General features: G+C 64.5%; 21 protein-coding genes and 1 tRNA gene. 15 read left to right on the top strand and 7 right to left on the bottom strand.

The window, feature by feature from the left end; genetic code table 11:
- Positions 1 to 135 precede the first annotated feature (135 nt).
- Together ACVWYS_RS03115 and ACVWYS_RS03120 are read right to left on the bottom strand one after the other, a co-directional pair.
- Positions 136 to 1617, bottom strand: a complete 1482-nt coding sequence (locus ACVWYS_RS03115; protein ID WP_456509122.1) for a catalase — start codon at positions 1615 to 1617, stop codon at positions 136 to 138.
- Between the two features lie 40 nt (positions 1618 to 1657).
- A complete protein-coding gene (locus tag ACVWYS_RS03120) occupies positions 1658 to 2125 on the bottom strand; it encodes a Fur family transcriptional regulator (protein ID WP_344361937.1) in 468 nt (155 codons plus the stop codon).
- Between the two features lie 101 nt (positions 2126 to 2226).
- Here ACVWYS_RS03120 and ACVWYS_RS03125 point away from each other — a divergent pair, with 101 nt between their 5' ends.
- Positions 2227 to 3498, top strand: a complete 1272-nt coding sequence (locus ACVWYS_RS03125; RefSeq protein ID WP_456508392.1) for an MFS transporter — start codon at positions 2227 to 2229, stop codon at positions 3496 to 3498.
- Between the two features lie 66 nt (positions 3499 to 3564).
- On the top strand, positions 3565 to 4434 hold the full coding sequence (htpX, locus tag ACVWYS_RS03130) for a zinc metalloprotease HtpX (RefSeq protein WP_091255984.1): 870 nt from the start codon (positions 3565 to 3567) through the stop codon (positions 4432 to 4434).
- A 124-nt stretch (positions 4435 to 4558) separates the two neighbouring features.
- Here htpX and ACVWYS_RS03135 read toward each other — a convergent pair whose 3' ends face one another.
- Complete coding sequence (locus ACVWYS_RS03135) at positions 4559 to 5050, bottom strand: YajQ family cyclic di-GMP-binding protein (RefSeq protein WP_018773569.1); 492 nt, start codon at positions 5048 to 5050, stop codon at positions 4559 to 4561.
- A 199-nt stretch (positions 5051 to 5249) separates the two neighbouring features.
- Between ACVWYS_RS03135 and ACVWYS_RS03140 the strand changes: the two genes are divergently transcribed.
- Together ACVWYS_RS03140 and ACVWYS_RS03145 are read left to right on the top strand one after the other, a co-directional pair.
- Positions 5250 to 5504: a hypothetical protein gene (locus ACVWYS_RS03140; RefSeq protein ID WP_344361945.1), complete on the top strand. Its 255-nt coding sequence runs from the start codon at positions 5250 to 5252 to the stop codon at positions 5502 to 5504.
- 150 nt (positions 5505 to 5654) lie between these two features.
- Positions 5655 to 5736: transfer RNA gene (locus tag ACVWYS_RS03145), tRNA-Tyr, on the top strand.
- Between the two features lie 108 nt (positions 5737 to 5844).
- On the opposite strand, the gene ACVWYS_RS03150 is transcribed toward ACVWYS_RS03145, so the two are convergent.
- Entirely contained in the window at positions 5845 to 7056 is a 1212-nt protein-coding gene (locus ACVWYS_RS03150; protein ID WP_456508393.1) for a tyrosine-type recombinase/integrase, read from the bottom strand.
- Positions 7049 to 7684: a hypothetical protein gene (locus ACVWYS_RS03155; RefSeq protein ID WP_456509339.1), complete on the bottom strand. Its 636-nt coding sequence runs from the start codon at positions 7682 to 7684 to the stop codon at positions 7049 to 7051. Before ACVWYS_RS03155 ends, ACVWYS_RS03150 begins: the two co-directional genes overlap by 8 nt.
- A 388-nt stretch (positions 7685 to 8072) precedes the next feature.
- Here ACVWYS_RS03155 and ACVWYS_RS03160 point away from each other — a divergent pair, with 388 nt between their 5' ends.
- The 8 genes from ACVWYS_RS03160 (at position 8073) to ACVWYS_RS03195 (ending at position 14994) form a co-directional block, all read left to right on the top strand.
- On the top strand, positions 8073 to 8558 hold the full coding sequence (locus tag ACVWYS_RS03160) for a helix-turn-helix domain-containing protein (protein WP_456509123.1): 486 nt from the start codon (positions 8073 to 8075) through the stop codon (positions 8556 to 8558).
- A 55-nt stretch (positions 8559 to 8613) separates the two neighbouring features.
- Positions 8614 to 8916 carry a hypothetical protein gene (locus tag ACVWYS_RS03165; RefSeq protein WP_456508395.1) on the top strand — a complete coding sequence of 101 codons (303 nt, stop codon included), beginning with the start codon at positions 8614 to 8616 and terminating at the stop codon, positions 8914 to 8916.
- Complete coding sequence (locus ACVWYS_RS03170) at positions 8913 to 9626, top strand: hypothetical protein (protein WP_456508396.1); 714 nt, start codon at positions 8913 to 8915, stop codon at positions 9624 to 9626. The genes ACVWYS_RS03165 and ACVWYS_RS03170 overlap by 4 nt, the downstream gene beginning before the upstream one ends.
- A gap of 15 nt (positions 9627 to 9641) precedes the next feature.
- The gene (locus tag ACVWYS_RS03175; RefSeq protein WP_456508397.1) at positions 9642 to 10046 is read left to right on the top strand and encodes a hypothetical protein; all 405 of its coding nucleotides are present in this window, start codon (positions 9642 to 9644) and stop codon (positions 10044 to 10046) included.
- Positions 10025 to 10387, top strand: coding sequence for a hypothetical protein (locus tag ACVWYS_RS03180; RefSeq protein ID WP_456508398.1), 363 nt, complete (start codon positions 10025 to 10027; stop codon positions 10385 to 10387). Before ACVWYS_RS03175 ends, ACVWYS_RS03180 begins: the two co-directional genes overlap by 22 nt.
- A 174-nt stretch (positions 10388 to 10561) precedes the next feature.
- Positions 10562 to 11566, top strand: coding sequence for a hypothetical protein (locus ACVWYS_RS03185; RefSeq protein ID WP_456508399.1), 1005 nt, complete (start codon positions 10562 to 10564; stop codon positions 11564 to 11566).
- Positions 11567 to 11586: 20 nt separating this feature from the next.
- The gene (locus ACVWYS_RS03190) at positions 11587 to 12075 is read left to right on the top strand and encodes a hypothetical protein (RefSeq protein ID WP_456508400.1); all 489 of its coding nucleotides are present in this window, start codon (positions 11587 to 11589) and stop codon (positions 12073 to 12075) included.
- Between the two features lie 1080 nt (positions 12076 to 13155).
- The gene (locus tag ACVWYS_RS03195) at positions 13156 to 14994 is read left to right on the top strand and encodes a hypothetical protein (RefSeq protein WP_456509340.1); all 1839 of its coding nucleotides are present in this window, start codon (positions 13156 to 13158) and stop codon (positions 14992 to 14994) included.
- A 50-nt stretch (positions 14995 to 15044) separates the two neighbouring features.
- Here the strand turns inward: ACVWYS_RS03195 and ACVWYS_RS03200 are convergent, their stop codons facing one another.
- Positions 15045 to 15422, bottom strand: coding sequence for a LysM peptidoglycan-binding domain-containing protein (locus ACVWYS_RS03200; RefSeq protein ID WP_456508403.1), 378 nt, complete (start codon positions 15420 to 15422; stop codon positions 15045 to 15047).
- 313 nt (positions 15423 to 15735) lie between these two features.
- Between ACVWYS_RS03200 and ACVWYS_RS03205 the strand changes: the two genes are divergently transcribed.
- The 3 genes from ACVWYS_RS03205 to ACVWYS_RS03215 are packed head-to-tail and all read left to right on the top strand — an operon-like array spanning position 15736 to position 17748.
- Positions 15736 to 16392 carry a DinB family protein gene (locus ACVWYS_RS03205; RefSeq protein WP_456509341.1) on the top strand — a complete coding sequence of 219 codons (657 nt, stop codon included), beginning with the start codon at positions 15736 to 15738 and terminating at the stop codon, positions 16390 to 16392.
- A gap of 37 nt (positions 16393 to 16429) precedes the next feature.
- Positions 16430 to 16606 carry a DUF1059 domain-containing protein gene (locus ACVWYS_RS03210; protein ID WP_116765177.1) on the top strand — a complete coding sequence of 59 codons (177 nt, stop codon included), beginning with the start codon at positions 16430 to 16432 and terminating at the stop codon, positions 16604 to 16606.
- Complete coding sequence (locus ACVWYS_RS03215; protein ID WP_456508404.1) at positions 16603 to 17748, top strand: EAL domain-containing protein; 1146 nt, start codon at positions 16603 to 16605, stop codon at positions 17746 to 17748. Before ACVWYS_RS03210 ends, ACVWYS_RS03215 begins: the two co-directional genes overlap by 4 nt.
- Before the next feature lie 50 nt (positions 17749 to 17798).
- Here the strand turns inward: ACVWYS_RS03215 and ACVWYS_RS03220 are convergent, their stop codons facing one another.
- Complete coding sequence (locus tag ACVWYS_RS03220; RefSeq protein ID WP_456509342.1) at positions 17799 to 18230, bottom strand: DUF1810 domain-containing protein; 432 nt, start codon at positions 18228 to 18230, stop codon at positions 17799 to 17801.
- Positions 18231 to 18275 lie beyond the last annotated feature (45 nt).

Below are 18275 nucleotides of genomic sequence, written 5' to 3' on the forward strand. Positions count from 1 at the left end.
GGGATCTGCCGCGTCTCGTGGCGAGGGCCGCGAGCACCTATGTGGAAAACGGCAAAACGCCCCGCCACGGATCTCCGGAGGATTTCCGTGGCGGGGCGTTCATGGGCTCAGCCGGTCACAAACGGGCCTTGCTGATTAGACCTTGTTGGCGGCCTCGGCGTCGGACTCAACCTGGCCGGCACCCAGGTTGGCGCGCAGCTTGGCGCCGAACTCGGCGTCGACGTTGGTCCAGTACTGGATGGCGCGTTCCTTGATGTCGGCGTTCTTGACGCCGCCGACGGCACCCGTGACGGTGTCCAGCAGGCGGGCCTTCTCGCCGTCGTTGAACACCTCGCGGTACAGCGTGCCGGCCTGGCCGAAGTCGCTGTCCTCCGCATGCAGGGTGTGCGCGGAGAGGGTCAGTTCGCCGTCGTTCTCCCAGCCGCCGCCTGCAACCGCGGGCTCCACGGCAGCGGGGCCACCGACGGAGTTCGGTGCGTAGACCGGAACAGACGGGGCGTTGAAGTGGTAACGTCCCGCGCCGTCCTGGCTGTAGTTGTTGACCTGGTTCTTGGGCTGGTTCACCGGGATCTGGGCGTGGTTGGTGCCGACGCGGTAGCGGTGTGCGTCCGCGTAGGAGAAGATGCGGGCCTGCAGCATCTTGTCAGGGGAAGCGGCGATGCCCGGGACGAAGTTCGACGGCGCAAAGGTGGCCTGCTCGATCTGCGCGAAGTAGTTCTCCGGGTTCTTGTTCAGCTCCATGGTGCCGACCTTGATCAGCGGGTAGTCCGAGTGCGGCCACACCTTGGTGAGGTCGAACGGGTTGAAGCGGTACGTCTTGGCGTCCTCGTACGGCATGACCTGGACGTGCAGGTCCCAGGAGGGGAAGTTGCCGGCGGCAATGTTCTCCTGGAGGTCCCGGATGTAGAAGTCGCCATCAGCACCGGCCAAGGCCTCGGCTTCGTCGCCGGTCATGGACTTGACGCCCTGGTTGGACTTGAAGTGGTACTTGACCCAGAAGCGCTCGCCTTCGGCGTTGATCCACTGGTAGGTGTGCGAGCCGTAGCCCTGCATTTCACGCCAGGAAGCCGGGAGGCCGCGGTCGCCCATGAGCCACGTGACCTGGTGGGCGGACTCGGGGGAGAGGGTCCAGAAGTCCCACTGCATGTCGGCGTCGCGCAGGTGGGTGCCCGGGAGGCGCTTCTGCGAGTGGATGAAGTCCGGGAACTTGATGCCGTCGCGGATGAAGAACACCGGAGTGTTGTTGCCGACGAGGTCGTAGTTGCCCTCGGTGGTGTAGAACTTCACGGCGAACCCGCGGGGGTCGCGCCAGGTGTCGGGGGAGCCTGCCTCGCCGGCGACGGAGGAGAAACGGATGAGCATGTCCGTCTCGGTGCCGGGCTGGAACAGGGCGGCCTTGGTGTACTTCGAGACGTCTTCGGAGGTCTTGAAGGTACCGAAGGCGCCGCCGCCCTTGGCGTGGACAACACGCTCCGGGACGCGCTCGCGGTTGAACTGCGCGAGCTTCTCGATCAGGTAGTGATCGGTCAGGATGATCGCACCGTCGGCCCCGACGGACTTGGAGTGGGCGTCGGAAGTGACGGGAGCGCCGGACTGTGTCGTGGACACGGCGGGCACAGAGATGTTCTCAGTCATCATTCTCCTTTGGTTGGGTTTGTTAGTTTCGTTCGGAGGGAAGTTGTTGGGTGCGCTGGCAGTCCTGGCAGATGCCCTGGTACAGCACGTCCGCGATCTGGATGGTCATCGGCTTGGCGTTCGCGTCCCAGTGCGGGGTGAGGCAGGGCGCGTGGCCCACGGCGCATTCGACGTCCTCCACCCGGCCGCAACTGATGCAGACGGCGTGGTGGTGGTTGTCGCCCACCCTGGTTTCGTACAGCGCGGGGGAGTGCGGGGGTTCGAACCGGCGCAGCATGTGCAGATCGGTGAGGTCGCCCAGGACCACATAGACGGACTGGGCGGTCAGGTCCGGCAGTTCCTGCCGTGCGGCGGCAAGGATCGCCTCCGCCGGCGAATGCGGGTGATGTTCGACGGCGGCCAGCACGGCCAGGCGCTGCTTGGTCACCCGACGGCCGTGGGCACGCAGGGCGGCCGCCCATGCGTCGTGGCTGCCCGTGGAATCCGTCATGGTCCCATTCAAGCACTTATTATGACTGCCTCACAATAAGGCACGGCTAACTACGTCCGTCCGCGTCACAAGCCGCCCCGGGCCGCCGCTAGAGTTGCCCGGTGGGGAAATTTCTGGCGGACATGACGCCGTTGCGCGAAAGTCCGGCCTTCCGCCGCCTGTGGCTGGGGTCCTCCGTGTCGGCCCTGGGCAGCCAGCTGACCGTGGTGGCCGTCAGCCTGGAGGTGTACCGGCTGACCCAGGACAGCCTGTACGTGGGGCTGCTGAGCATCTTCGCCCTCGTTCCGCTGATGTTTGGGGGACTGCTGGGCGGCTCGGTCGCCGACGCCCACGACCGCCGCACGGTCGCCCTCCTGGCCTCCTCCGTCCTCTGGCTGACCACCCTCGCCCTGGCCCTGCAGGCGTGGCTGCAGCTGGGCAACGTGTGGCTGCTGTACGTCCTCGTGGCGGTGCAAAGCGGTGCTCAGGCCATCAACCAGCCGGCCCGCAGCGCCATCATCCCGGCCCTGGTCCGCAAGGAGCTGCTCCCGGCCGCCAACGCCCTGAGCATGATGAGCTTTGGCCTGACCATGACCGCCGGGCCGCTCCTGGCCGGCGTGCTCGTGGCCTGGATCGGTTTCGGCTGGACATACACAATCGACGTCGTCAGCTTCGCCTTTGCGTTCTGGGCGCTCCTGAATCTGCCGCCCATGCCGCCCGGGAAGCATGCCAGGCCGGCCGGGCTGCGTTCCGTGGTGGAGGGCTTCCGCTTCCTTGGCACCCGGCCCAACCTTCGCATGACGTTCGTGATCGACCTCGTGGCCATGATCTTTGCCCAGCCGCGAGCGCTGTTGCCTGCCATCGGCGCCCTGATGATCGGCGGCGGTGACGCAACGGTAGGGATCCTGCTGGCCGCCATGGCCGTGGGGGCGTTCCTGTCCGGCCTGTTCTCGGGGCCGCTGGGCCGGGTTCGCCGGCAGGGTGCCGCCGTCGTGTGGTCCGTGATGGGCTGGGGTGCTTCCATCGCGGCGTTCGGCCTGGTGGTTCTCCTCGCGGGGCATACCGGCAGCGGCGGCGTGACGGTGTGGCTGCTGCCCGCCGCCTTGTGCTGCGCGCTCGCCGGCATCGCGGATTCCGTCAGCGCCGTCTTCCGCACCACCATCCTGCAGGCCTCCACACCGGACCACCTGCGCGGACGGCTGCAGGGTGTGTTCGTGGTGGTGGTGGCCGGTGGACCCCGGATCGGGGACATGCTGGCCGGCGGCGCGACTAAACTGTGGAACGAGGGATGGGTCCTGCTGCTCGGCGGCGCGCTATGCATTGCCGTGGCCTGGACGGTGGCCCACCTGCAGTCGGGATTCCTGCGCTACGACGCGCGGAACCCGGTGCCGTAGCGGTTCGTTTTCCTTGGTAGGTCTGTGAACTGCAGGTCAGTGAAATACGGGTCATCAGGAGGACCAGTGCATCAGCATCACAACGGACTGAAGACCGCGGCCCTTTTCGGGGTCCTGTGGGCGGTGCTGTTGGGTCTGGGAGCTTTCATCGCGGCCGGGACGCGCAGTGCCGCGCCGATCTGGATCATGGCCCTGGTCGGCATCGGGACCACGGCCTATGGGTACTGGAACAGCGACAAGCTGGCCATTCGTGCCATGCAGGCGTATCCCGTCACGGAGGCCGAGGCGCCCCAGCTCTACCAGATCGTCCGGGAGCTGTCCGGCCGGGCCAACCAGCCGATGCCGCGCATCTACGTCTCGCCCACCATGGCGCCGAATGCCTTCGCCACCGGCCGGAACCCGCAGAACGCCGCCGTCTGCTGCACCGAGGGCATCATGAGGCTGCTGGACGCCCGCGAACTGCGCGGCGTCCTGGGCCATGAACTGATGCATGTCTACAACCGGGACATCCTGACGGCGTCGGTGGCCGCCGCCGTCGCCGGCGTCATCACGTCGGTGGCGCAGATGATGCTGCTGTTCGGCGGCGGGGACCGTCGCAACGCGAACCCGTTTGCCGCGATCGCCATGGCATTGCTCGCCCCGTTCGCTGCCTCCCTGATCCAGATGGCCATCTCCCGAACGCGTGAGTACGACGCCGACGAGGACGGATCGTCGCTGACCGGCGATCCGCTGGCGCTCGCCTCGGCCCTGCGTAAGATCGAACAGGGCGTGCAACTGGCGCCGTTGCCGCAGGACCAGAAGCTGGTGAACGCCTCGCACATGATGATCGCCAACCCGTTCCGCGGCGCAGGCGTGGCCAAGATGTTCTCCACCCACCCGCCGATGGCGGAGCGGATCGACCGGCTCGAACGGATGGCCGGCCGCCCGCTCAGCTGACGCTAGCTGCGGTCTGGCGACGCGCGGATACGTTCGCGACACGCAAAAGAGCTGGCGACACCGGAGTTCCGGCATCGCCAGCTCTTTTGCGCGTCCTGAGGAAAATTGCGCCGGGGAGGGACCGCTAGCTGCGGAAGTTCACAAACTGCAGGTCAGCCTCATCGAAGCCCTTCAACAGGTTCATGGTTTCCTGGAGATCGTCGCGGGACTTGGACGTCACCCGGAGCTCGTCGCCCTGGATCTGCGACTTGACGGACTTGGGGGCCTCGTCGCGGATCAGCTTGTTGATCTTCTTGGCGAGGTCCTGGGCAATGCCCTCCTTGATGGAGGCCTCGAGCCGGAATTCCTTGCCGGAGGCGTAGGGCTCGCCCGTGTCGAGGGACTTCAGCGAGATGCCGCGGCGGATGAGCTTTGACTGCAGCACGTCGAGCACTGCCAGCACCCGCTCCTCGGAGTTGGCCTTCATGAGGATCTTCTCGCCGCTGAAATCGACTTCGGCGCCGACGCCCTTGAAGTCGTAGCGCTGGGCGATTTCCTTCTGCGCCTGGTTCAGCGCGTTGGCGACTTCCTGCTTGTCTACCTTGCTGACGACGTCGAACGTGGATTCGCCTGCCATGACTGTCCTCCTGATGGTTGCCGGGTGCCTGGTGAAAGGCCGGGATGTCTGCATTCCAGCCTAATACGGATACCCCCGATCCGGAGGCCTGCTGCCCGGGGCTACGTTTCACAGTCCGCTCATAGCTAACTCATTGCGGGAACGAAGCCGGGCTGAGCAGAGTTGCAAGGGTTGGAACCGACGCTGAAAGGCAAAGAGCATGCACCACAAAGCCGTCCGCTACGTCACCCGCACCACCGCCGCCGCTGCCAGCACCCTGGCTGCGACGGCGACGTCCGTTGCCGCCGCCGCGCTGGCGGCCTCCATTATTCTGAGCCCGGCCGCGGATGCCTCGGCCCGCCTGGACGGCGTCCACGCCGATCTGGCCCGCGCCGTTCAGCTGAACCAGGTCACTGCGGAGCAGGCGGCGCGTTTCGAGGCCCGGCTGGCCGGACGCATTCTCGGAGACGCCTGAATTTCCGGGCTTTTTGGCTCGCCAAGTCGCCGATTCGATTCTTCGGCGGAAGTTCTGTAAAGTTGTCTTGCCCGCGGGTTCTGGAAGCGGAACGGACTGGAAACAGACGTTCCGGGACGAGGAACCGCGAGTGATCTTCTTTTGAAGTTCGGCAGATTACCCGAGCGGCCAAAGGGGGCTGACTGTAAATCAGCTGGCAACGCCTACGGGGGTTCGAATCCCTCATCTGCCACAGTCCCGGATTTCCGGGGAATTTAGACCCGTTTGGATCTCTTCGGAGGTCCGGACGGGTCTTCTTTTTGCCTATTTGTTGGGGAACTTGTGGGGGAAGCGTCCAGAATCAGGCGCTGAAGGCCCGCGCATAGGCCGCGGTAACGTCATCCTTCAGCCGCTGATCCTTGACCACGTCGAAATACAGGTCCGACGTGACGGTGATCGTGGAGTGCCCGAGAATGCGGGACACCACGGGCAGCGGCAGACCGTTCTGCAGCATGATCGTTGCGGCCAAGTGCCGGAGGCTGTGGAACACGACTTTGGGCAGTCCCGCGCGTTCGGCCATGCGCCCGAAGGTCTTTGACACGTTATTGGGGATCAGCGGGGCTCCCAGCGCGTCTGTGAAGACCAGTCCCCGGTCATTGGCCCACGCCTCCCCGGCGATCAGGCGTTCCCGTCCCTGCTGGACCTTCCACGCCTTCAGCACGTCCGGCACCCAGCCCGCGAGTGGTACCCAGCGGTCCTGCCCGGCCTTTGTCTTGACCGGTTGGAACAGCACTTCCTTGCCCTGCAGCTGTGCCTGCTGCCGGACGGTCAGGTCCCCGGCCGCGAGGTCCACGTCTGACCAGCGGAGCCCGCAGACTTCCCCAAGCCGCATGCCCGTGCCCACCGCAAACAGGATCAGCGGAGCGAGGCGTTCCGCGTGACCCGATTCCTGGGCTTCCATCCAGCCCCGGAACTGGCCGAACTCTTCCGGGCTCCACACGTCCCTCCGCTCCGCCGCTTCCTTGGAGACATGGGCACCGATTGTCGGGTCCCGGTGGATCTGGCCCGCCCTGAGGGCATCCCGAAGAGCTGACCGGAGCGTGGCAACGATCCGCCGCTCTGTGGACGCGCTGACCTGCTGATTCAGGGGCTTCCCTGTGTTGGCCTTCCGGACCTTGACCAGCATGGCGTCAATATGGGAAGCCTTCAGGTCCGACAGCCGGAGGCCGCCTAGGTTCGGGATCAGGTAGTTGTCCAAGTGCCCGCGGTAGGACCGGATGGTCGCGGCACGGATGGTCTTGGCAGATTCCTTCGCTGTCAGCCAACGCTCCAGATACTGGCCCACGGTTTCCTTCCGCCGGTCAGCCTCCAGCGTGCCTTCCTTGTGCGCCCGGATCGCCTTTGTACGGGCGTCCTTTGCCGTCTCCTGATCCGGGAACCCGGACTCGGCAATGCGGAGCCGCTTCCCATCCTGACCGGGAGGGAACTCAACACTGAAGGCCCATTTGTGCCGCTTGCACCGGGCCGGGCATTCCTTGGTGCACCTCTGGTAAACGCCTGCCGCCTTAGCCATTTTCGTTGTTCCTTTCGCCGTGAATGAGTCCGCGTTTCCGGGCTTCCCTGACCCATGCTTTTACGCGGTTGTCTTTGGTGAGTTGTGGGTCTTCCATGCTTGCAGCCAGCTGGTGCGCGACGGTCCGGACTGGGCGGGTATCTCCGGAACTGGCCGCGGCGTTGTAGAGTCCGGCCACGCGGGCAAAATGGGCGGCGTCATAAATGGACCGCCGTCCCCGCCTCGGGGTATCCGCCAGCGGGTCCGCGTAGACCTGAGCCGTCGTGGCCGCTTCCGGATTCCCCTCGGCCTCCAAGACCTGAGAGACGCGGCCGTAAATCCAATTGAGGCGGTTACGGGTTTCCCCGATAACCGCCGCGACCTTCACAGTGCGCCATGCCTCCGGGGTGACCGGCTGGCCGTTACGGGACCGAAGTTCAACGGCAATCGGTGTTGCCGTTTCGCCGTCGAGCGCCCAGGTCACTGTGGCCTCCCAAGGTGCCGTCTCATCGTGGGAGATCGACGCGAGGTCCAGCATGGCCGTTGCGGCGTCCGGTTCCATTCCCAGCCGGTCGACGGTGGTCTGCCATTCCTCGAAGGTGCTGGGGTTTTCTCCGCCTACCGGGACCTTGATCTTGTGCTCGTGCATGTCACCTTCCGGATTAAATTGCCGTCCGGATAACTGGTCCGGTTGGCTTGCCATATTTACAGTCTACTTCTGACAGAAGCGGGGCACAATTGAGAAGGTGAGCAAACCACTAAGCACAGATGAAGTCATGTCCCTGCCAGCGTCAATACAGCTGGAGACAGCGTGTAGCGCCCTCGGAATCTCCCAAGCCACGGGCTACCGGCTGGTGAAGGCGAACGCCTTCCCCTGCCCCGTGGTGAAGGCTGGCCGCGCTATCCGCGTACCAAAGACCGGACTCTTGCGAGTCCTGGGGCTCGAAGCCACAGCAGACCGCAGCGCTACCGGAGCCTGACGCCGTGCCCGGTATCGGCCGGGGTGGACCATGAGCGGGCAGGCGGTAACGCGGGTGATGCAGCACGTAACCGGGCTGCATCCCACGATGAAGCTAGTTCTGGTGTGCCTCGCTGACCACGCGGGAAAGGACGGGACTAACGCCTTCCCGTCCGTCCCGACGATCGCGGAACTGTGCGGGGTTGATGTACGAACAGTGCGCCGCACCATCTCCGCACTGGAAGGCCGTGGGCTGATACGCCGGGGCAATCAGGCGGCGGCCTCCGGCATTCCGCCCCAGTACCGGCCGATGGTCTGGGATCTGGTCATCTTCCCCGCAGACGTGTCACCCGTGACAGGTCCAGAGGTGTCATCGGTGACAGGTCCAGACCTGACATCAGGGGTGACATCAGGGGTGACATCAGGGGTGACATCAGACCTGACACCCGTGTCACCCAAACAGAGTAAACAGCTAAACCAAAGGAAAACAGGTCATAGCCGCACTGCTCCTGCGTCCCGGAACGATTGGCCTTCAGAAGCATTCTCCGGACTCAGCGGCTGGTAACCCCGTCGACTCCCGCCCGCCCGGGTGGGAATCATCCTCGAAAGGAATCATCATCATGACCACTCCCGAAACTGCCGTTGTGATGGCATTTGACGTTTTGCAAGACGTGATCGCCAGCGGAGCAGACCCGCGAGGCCCGCTCGGATCGGGCGCCGCCTGGACTATCGACACCTATGGGACACCTAGGCAGCGGGCGCAGCTGCAGCGGCTGGAAATGGCGGCCGCCAGCAAGCACGGCGCTATCCCGTCCCGGACGACAGCCAAGGAGGGCAAAGCCGCGGCGGCTGCTGACACCTTTGGCATGGACGCGCTGGACCGTGCCATTGCCAAGAGCTTTGACACGGAGGAGGACGCGTGAGCCCGAAAACGGCACCGCTGACCGCTGATCAGGTACGGGCAGACATTCTGGCCCCGGCGATCGAAGAGCAAGAGCGGATCGACGCGGGGGAGAGGGCAGCGCGGGCGGCAATCGACGCGGCGCGGGCCAAGCGTGAGGAGGAGCTGACGGCATGGCGGGCCGAAACAGCGGAATGCCTGCGGCTCTTCCTGCCGGGACCACCGCCGCCGGCACCCGTGGAGATGCCCCAGCATCATGCAGTGCTGCACCGGGCCATCACCGCCCGCCAAAAGGTTTCCGTATGGCAGGAGCGATTGCTGGCCGAACAGCGCGGAAAAGCGGAAACTGCGTACCGGACAGCGCTCCCTGACCTGATCGAGCGGACACACGCGACCACACTCGGCGCAACTGGCGCGATCCTCACGGAATGGAACGGCTGGCTGCAGCTGGTCAGGGACTGTCGGGCCGCTGCTGAACGCTCCGGAGGCCAGAGGCCATGGGAACCCGCAAGCGGCCGCATGCGGACCACGATCACTGCAGCGGACCTGCTGGAGGCTGTGACCGGGGCGGATCTCCTCGAACCGTTCCCGCCCGCAACGGAGTGGATCGACGGGGGACCCCGTGACGGATTCCACCAGCCGATGAAGGGCGGACCGGACGGACCGGACGGGATGACCCGGGAAGAGGCCGCACAGCAGCGGAGGCCCGGCGGTGCCCGGTGGCATCTGTGACCGTGCGGAGCTCGAATGAGCACGAATGAGCGTCTAAGCCGGGGACAGCGGGCAGCGCTCACGGCCCTGCTGGTCACGCCGAACCTCCGGACAGCTGCCCAGAGTGCCGGCGTAGGGCATTCCACGCTCCGGCGCTGGCTTGCTCAGCCGGAGTTTCAGGAGGAGTACCGGCGGCTGTCACGCGAGACGCACCAGCAAGCGGTAAGCGCGGTCCTCTCAGCCCAGCAGGAGGCTGTGGCGGTTCTTGTCCGTCTGATGGCCAGCAGGTCCGCAGACGTCCGCCTGCGGGCCGCGTCGAAATTGGTGGAACTTGGGCACCGGATCGCGGGGGATGACCTGGACCAGCGTCTGACCCGGCTGGAAGAGATCGCCAAACAACAGGAACAGGAGAAATGGGCATGGGACGCAAGGCACGGGTAGGCCAGCTGGAAGCCAAGATCAAAGGCCCCAAGCGCCGGGAGCCGTTCGACTGGGAGGCAGCTTATGGGGAAATCGGGGTGCTGACCCGGAACTGCATCCTCCTGTATCTGACCAGCAGCAAGACCCGGGAAGCGCTGGAAGGGCACGTCTACCAGCTGATGCGGGTGGGAACCTTCGCAATGGACATGCTCACGGAGCACCGGACGGTGAGCGAAGGGGAGCGGGCAGCGCTTCGGCAGCTGATGACGGATCCGGACTACCGCGGCTTCGGCTGGACCGAGGAGAAGCACCCTAGGGCGTTGCAGCTGTACCGCCTGTGTGCGGTGCGGGGGTGGCTGTAGTCCGCGCTGCCAAGGTCGGTTCTTACACCTGCATTTGCTGTCACACGCACCTTCTTATCTTAAGTGGCCTGTATTCTGTGTCAGTGTTCGAACTGAACACTGACACAGAATGACTCGGTGGGGGTCGAGCATGGCTGTACCCCTGGCGAGCTATAACACGTAGGGGGGGCACAGATGGCCAAAATCAGGGAAAAGATTCCCCGCACCATCCAGTGGTGGCGGCTGGTCGACGGTAGAAGTGGTGCGGCGGTCGAGGAAGTGGACTGGTTTAGCGTCCTGGGGAAGCTACACGGATCTCAGCATGTCTACTCTGTCGACGGACGCGAGCAGAGCGGTCTTATCCGCGCCCTTCCCGTGTCGAACGCGTGGCAGGAAAGTCTCGCGGTAAGTGATCTCGAAGACGGGATACTGGTACCAGACGACACCACCACTTACGGCATTGTCCTCGCGGGCGGCAAGGACTTCGTCCCCAACCAGCTGAACACCGAAAGCGGGGATCAGCAGCCGCTGGGTTTGGCTGGCGACGGATGGGAACCCGTAGACAACCTGTTTGTTTGGTTCGCGCCGTTTGGCAACATCTTCGGGGTTATGGCCGAGTCTGTGTCAGCAGCAAGGGCGAGGACATTCGCGGAGTGGCTGACCCTGACGATGGAAGGCGCGGGCATGCTGGATCCAGACGATCCGGAATTCTCGTGGGCCGTGCATCCAGTCATCGACAAGCAGCAGGCAAACAGGCTGAGGACAGCCACTGGCCTGCGTTCGATGGCCTTCGCGGGTCTGTTCGGCAACAACGTCCGCGACGCATCCGGTCTCGCCCGCATCTTTGGACGTCCGCAGGCTGCGGTCGGTGCACTTCGTATCGAAATCAAGGTCAGCCGTGTTGCAGGCCAGAGCGCACCGGGCGATGAAGAGGCAATTCTTGATTGGTTCTCACGGGAATTCGGGGATCTGGAGGGCTCAGTCCAGAAAGCCCAAGTTACGATCGCTCAAGATCAGGGTGCAGACGTCCCGGCCGACGAGATTGACCTCCTGCACCACCGGCTGACGAGAAAGGTGAAGGTCGCCCTCGCGCCGGGTGCAACAAGATCCTTCGAAGCCTCTACGGCAATCAGCGAGATTGTCAGTGCGTTCTGTAACGATAGAAAAGATCTAGTTCGACTGAGGTCCAAGATCGAATAGAAGCGAGAGGGGCAGAACTGATGACTAGCAATGAAGTTCCGGCAGCCGAGACCAAGAGCCTTGTCATCCTGCTCCTCGCCATCCTTGTCGCAGTCGGAGCAGGTGGTGCTCTGCTGGTTGTCTTCTTTCTGGAGGGCATAACTGTTGCCGGCATACAAACGGGCCTGACGAACGTGGCTCAGGTAAGTGGTGTGGCAAGTGGGCTCTCTCTGACTGGAACGGCCGTGCTTTCGCTGAAGGGCCAAATGCTGCAAGAGATCGTGGACGACTATGGCGGTTTTCTAAGGGCCGTTCTGTTTGGGGGATACGGCCTAATGGTCATCGGCGCGATCGCCTGTGCCCTGTTTTCTGCACGGCCCGAGCACCCTGCTGCAATGTGGGTGATGGCGTACACCGGAGCCGTTACTGCAGCGGGTCTACTCGTCACGGCCTTCATGATCAACGGACTGTTCTCCAAGCAGGGGCGTGAAAGCAAGGCGAAGGTGACGCGAAGCCCCGTGAAGCTCTGATGTTCTGTTGGGGATTTGTGGGGGAAGAGGCGTTTGCTGGGGACAAAAGGTGACTAAGAGAGCGGCTTGCATCCGGGGAAATCACTGGATGCAAGCCGCCCTAGGCCACTTCTGACAACTGGTGCCCACTCGGCTGTGACAACTGTAAATCAGCTGGCAACGCCTACGGGGGTTCGAATCCCTCATCTGCCACCCAAGCAAAGGGCTCTACTTCCTAGCAATAGCAAGGAAGTAGAGCCCTTTGTCATTTCCCGGGCATGGTGTGTGGGCGCCTTGTGAGCGCGACTGCTCGTGAAACAGGCCACAAGCCACCACATGCGGCTTGCTTCGTGAGGATGCGTTACGGCTGCTGGTCGGTGGCCTTGGGTACGTCCTCCAGCACGGATCGGTCAAAGAAGCGGACCTCGCCCGTTGCCTGGAAGAACACCGGAACTACAGAAGTGCTCGGGTCTTTGGACGTTTCGTATATCTCGGGCGCGCTCCCGTGTTTTCGCGCAATGGTTCCAACCATGTCGGTGCCGCGAACTCTGACGGTTCGATACTTGTAGCTGATGTGAACCCCTCCTAGTGAGTTGAGTCACACGTTACTCCACGATGGCAGGCCAGGGGCCCGTTGTCGGAATTTGCGCCCAGGCGACGGCGCCCGCCCTTCACCACAAGAACCCCTGAATTTCCAGGGGCGGCCTCTGACCTGCGACGCAATGAGGATTCATTCCCTCATCTGCGACCTTCCCGGTTCTCTCCACCGAGATTCGCGTGCCATTGAGTGGCCCGGGCCGGCGTGGCCCGGGTCAGTCCCAAGGAGAGGCAGAATAGGCAACACGAAGACTGGCTCACCACGAATCACGCAGAGGACTTCCATTGGGGACAGAGACAACACTGCCAGGCTCCAAAAGGCCTGACGATAACGAAGTACTCCGCCACGGCAGTGGCGTCATCTCCGCTAACGCCCAAAAAGCCCAGCAGGACAACTATCTCGTCCAACTCTTGGACCCGCTGCGACACAACCTGCTGTCACGCACCCGACCCATGCCCTCCGGTAAGTGCTTCCTCCGTCGCACATCAAAGTACAAGTACTGGATGGGCTACCAGCTGGATCCGCTGCGGTGGATGGTCCATACGTTCAGTAACTCCCCAAACGCTGACGGCGGCGCCGAGGCACGGCAACTCGTGCAGTTGAACAATTTCGCCGCCTACCGCGCGAGCCTGTATACGAACTGGGACGAGGCGGGCTGGACGTGGAACGGTGCGAGCTGGGAAGACTCCGCACCGTTGGCCGGGCGCCGGGCCGCGACCCGCAGCGAGTACGCCCGATTCACCTTGCCGTTGGGCAGCCGTGCCGCCCTTCTGCGCTTCACCGCGCACTCGTCGAACGGGATTGCCGAAGTCCGAATGGTGGATGATCTGGGCGCCACCCATACACCGTTTGATCTGCTGTCGGGAAGGGCGATGCTGGAGGCCAGGCTGGTCACGCAGGGCGATATCGACGCGGAGAACATCAGATCCAGCGCCTATTACGTAAACCAGCACACATACGGCGCAAGCTCCGTCACGGACGTGGTCCTGTCCACAAACCTCGACGCTCAGCGGACCTACACCGTAACCGTTCTGGGGACTGGCGTGCAGAGGGCCGGTTCCATCCCCATTAATCTGGTTGGCAGTTCGTCGGCCGAGGTGGAATTTTCGGGGTGCGCAGCAACCCGGGCAGCAGTGTCGAAGGGGGCAGGCGGTACCCCGGCCCAGGGCAACGCATACTTCCGACTGACTGTTACGGATAGTGCCGCCGGCATCCACAACCAGCGGGTGGATATTACGCCGCGCATAACAGTCATTCCCGGTGTGGCGTACACGATGTCTGCCTATCTTCGGGCGGCTGGAATTGTTGGGGTATCCCTGCAGATGGTTTTTTTCGACTCCGGCGGCGCGGTAGTCGGCAACAGCTCCTACTCGCCCACCATCACCGGATCCACCTTTGTCCGCACCTCGGTAACTGCAACACCCCCGGCCGGGACAGTCAGCATGCTTCTCCGTATCGGCAATACGAACGCTACTGACGTCGGTAGCACCATGGACTTTTACGGTGTGATGCTCGACCAGTCGGACACATTGCGCTCCTGCCCTGAAGGGGCGCCGGGGCCCCACATGACGGTAGCTGCCATCGGCCGCGACCACCCGACCCCGAACAGTCAGACGACGTGGGTCCTTGATGAGCAGCTGGGCGGCTCTGGAACTCGTGACCCGTCAGCTTGGGAATACGCCTTGGGCGTTGACATTGGCGGGACGGACTCCTACATCGGCAACCAACACGGTTACGACCGCCCAACGTCATGGACGGTCTACGCCGATGCCAAGACTCTCACGCCGCCCGTTGGCTCTATTTACACCTCGAACGGGTTCACGATCGAGCGGCTGTCGGATTTGTACCACCCTGGCAGCGCGAGCAAGGTCGGAACCGCGCGCGTCGTCTACAGCATGAGCGCAACGGGAGGATTGCACGTGGACCGAAAGATCACCTGGGTCACCGACGGCTGGTACTACAACCCGTACATGGTGATGTGGCCGACCACGCTCGAACGCGTGTCCTGGGTGGGGGCCAACCAGACCTGGACCGCAGACCAGAACATCGGCAAGGCGCCTGCCGGCCAACTCGGCAAGCTCCCGTACCAGTTGTGCTACGCCTGGAACGCGGCCGGGAACTATGTTGCTCTGTGCGACTCGGGGCTCGAGGGCTTCCGCTCGTTCGCCTGGGGGACAGCCTACGCGTACTACGAGGACCGCAGTGCAACCCTGAAGAAGCTCTACGTCGCGCCGATCACGGACGGTGTTCGTCGACGTTTCGTAGCGGGCGACACCATGCAGGCTGCCAGCACCTATGCAGCCGGCAGGGTATCCAGCCCGGAGGCCACGCTGAAACGTTAGCGTCCACGCTTTCTTGGCCTGCGGATCCGCGGACCTCCGAAACCCGTGGCTCAGTCGGTCGGCGCATTCGGGATCGTCACCGTTGTACCGGCGGGCGGAATCCATTCGCCGCCGGTGAGCAAGTCCAGATTGGCCATCCGCAGTGCATGGAGCGGGACGCCGTAGCGGCTCGCGATGCCCGAGGGGGTGTCCCCGGGGACCGTCCTGTACAGCAGGCGTCCCTGGCCGTCCTGCCCGGTGACGTGGCCGCCGGCCCCCAGCTGCGGGACGTCCACGCCTCGGAGATCGACCACCTGCCCAGCGGCAAGCGGCACCGGTTCATTGAAGCTCCTGAGGATCTCGGGCGTCATCCGGAAGTGGGCGGCGATGCCCTCCCAGGTGTCGCTGTCGGCGGCCGTATAGCGCATGGGCAGGAAGTAACCGTTCATCTCCGTTGTCCCCGGCAGGACCGCCGGAGACGGGGAGGCTGCCGGAGATGCAGGCACCGCGGCCGCCGGCCGCCCCGCCGCGGGTCCTCCGGACGCGTCCGCACCGGAACCGCACGCGGTCAGCAAACCGGCCAAGAATGCGGCAAGAATCGCAGCGGCGGGCACGAGACGACTGGCGCCGGGACCGTGACTCACGTTGGTGTCCTGTCATTCGGGGCCTCCCCCCGAGGCCCGCTGCCGCCGATTATTCCATACGTTTGATGAAACCTGTTTTCCGGTGGGCCCGTTGACCGGGTTAGGTATAGTGCCCGTCATGGACGATAAGGCGATCTTGCACCGTTACCTGAGCACTCGACGCGCCGACCTCCTCGGCAAGCTTGAGGGCCTGAGCGAGTACGACGTGCGCCGGCCGCTCACTCCGACCGGCACCAACCTGCTGGGCCTGGTCAAGCACGTGGCCAGCGTCGAATTCGGCTACTTTGGCGAGGTCTTCGGCCGGCCCGGCAGCCTGGAGCTGCCGTGGCTTGCCGACGATGCAGAGCCTGATGCCGACATGTGGGCTGCCCCCGGCGAGACACGGGAGCAGATCGTGGAGTTGCACCGGTTCGCTGCCGCGCACAGCGACGCCACGATCGATGACCTTGCCCTAGACGCGCCCGGCGTTGTGCCCTGGTGGCCGGACGAGCGCAAGCACGTGACCCTGCACCAGATCCTCGTCCACATGTGCGTCGAGACCGCCCACCACCTTGGCCACGCGGACATCCTTCGTGAGCTCATCGACGGGAGCGCCGGCCAACGCCCGGATGACCCGAACCTCTCGGCGCGCACCCCCGAAGGGTGGGCTGTTCACCGGGCCCGGATCGAAGCGGCCGCCGTGGCCGCCGAAGCCCTGGCGGCCAGCGATGGATTACCGGAAACACCCGGCTTTTCTGCAAGCCAAATCTCAGTTTTCCGGGCGGGGGCATCGTAGGGTTGTCGGGTTCGCTGTCGAAGAAGAAGGAGCTGACGTGAAGTCGTTTGCCTGTGGTGATGTGGTTCCCGGCTGTGAAGCCCGCTGGGTGTGCAGCACGGATGATGAAATTCTGGTCAATGTGGCAGCCCACGCTGCGACCGCCCACGGCCTGGAGGAGCTGCCGGCCGACGTCGTGCAGTCCGTCCACAGAGCCATCGTCCCAGTTAGTTGATTCACGCGGCAGGCGGCCTCCCGCCCGGCGCCGGGGCCGCCCCGGGCTGGAAAGAGCATCTGGCGGCCGCCTGCCGCGGCGAAGGCCTTTCCGCGGCTTACCAGCCCATTGTTGACACCGCCCGCGGCACAGTGGTGGGTTACGAAGCCCTGGCGCGATTTCCGGGTTTCGCGGAAAAGAACCCTGAAGCGTGGTTTGCCGCCGCACGCACCCACGGGCACGCGGCCGAGCTTGAGGCCGCAGCCTTGCGGGCAGCGCTCGCGGCGCGTCCCACGTTGCCGCCAAACTGCTTCCTGACGCTCAACGTCTCACCTGAACTGCTCCTGACGGAGAGCATCCGCGAGATCTGGCGCGATCAGGGAAACCTTGGCGGACTCGTGGTTGAGCTCACGGAGCAAACACCGATCGACTCCTATCTGGAGCTGGAACCTGACCTCAACCAGCTGCGCGCCGCAGGCGCCCTGATCGCCGTCGACGACGCCGGAGCCGGCTATGCGGGGCTCCGTCACCTCCTTGCCCTGCGGCCCTCGCTGATCAAGATTGACCGCGAGCTCATCCAGGACGTCGACCGCGACGAAGCCAAGCGCGCCCTGATCTCCATGCTCGGAACTTTTGCCAGCCGCGTCGATGCCTGGATCCTGGCCGAGGGCGTGGAACGGGTGGAAGAACTGGACGCCCTTGCCGCCCTCGGCGTTCCCCTGGTGCAGGGGTATTGCCTGGCCCGACCGGGGCCGGCGTGGGAAGCGCTGGACCTTGACATCGCCCACCGCCTGGCGTCAAGACCGCCCGTGACGCACCAAAGCATTATCCGCGACATCGTGGAACCGGCGACGACGGCCACGAGCGCGGCGACGGCGGCCGCCGCCTTTGACGGTAACCCTGCCCTGGAGTCGGTTGTGCTGATGGGGGAGTGCCGGCGGCCCGTCGCGGTGCTCGATCCCTCGGCGGCGGCGCTGGGGATGGTGAGCCCTGGCATGCGGGTCAACCTGGACACACCGCTCAGCGAGGCACTGGCGCGGTCCATGACGCGGACCCGGGACAGCCGCTTTGACCCCCTGCTCGTCACGGACAACGCAGGACGCTTTGCCGGCGTCGCCCGCATGGAACGGATGATCACGGCCCTCGCGGCGGCTGACACCTAGCCGTGCCCGGGGCAGGATGTGTCGGTAGCCCCGCCGTGCCCGCCGGCTCCCTATCCGTCCAGCAGCTGGTTCGTCGCGGGGTCCGGGGCACCGTCGTAGTAACGGTCCAGGACGTCGCGGAACACGGTCTCACCGGGGGCGGCCCGCAGGAACAAAGTCATGGACGAGTGCAGCTTCCGGGCATCGATGCCTCCAAAGATCTGCACCGCGGACCGTCCCTGTACGGCAGCCACAGCGGCGGCGACGTCCACGAGGCGCGGGCCCAGGACCGCGTGCCGGTAATAAGTCCGCGCCTCGTCCAGCGATGCGATCGCGTACCTGCGGGCGGTCTCGCTGTGGCCCAGCCCGGCGAGCTGGGGGAACACAAACCACATCCAGTGGCTCGCCTTCGTGCCGGACCTCAGCTCCGCCAGGGCATGCCCGTACGTTCCACCGGAGTCCTGGGCAGTTACGAACCGTTGAAGATCGTAGGGGTCTTCCATGCTCGCTAGGCTACGTCGCCGGGGTGCAACGCGACAGTCCGGCCG

The organism is Arthrobacter sp. TE12231 (assembly GCF_054062895.1).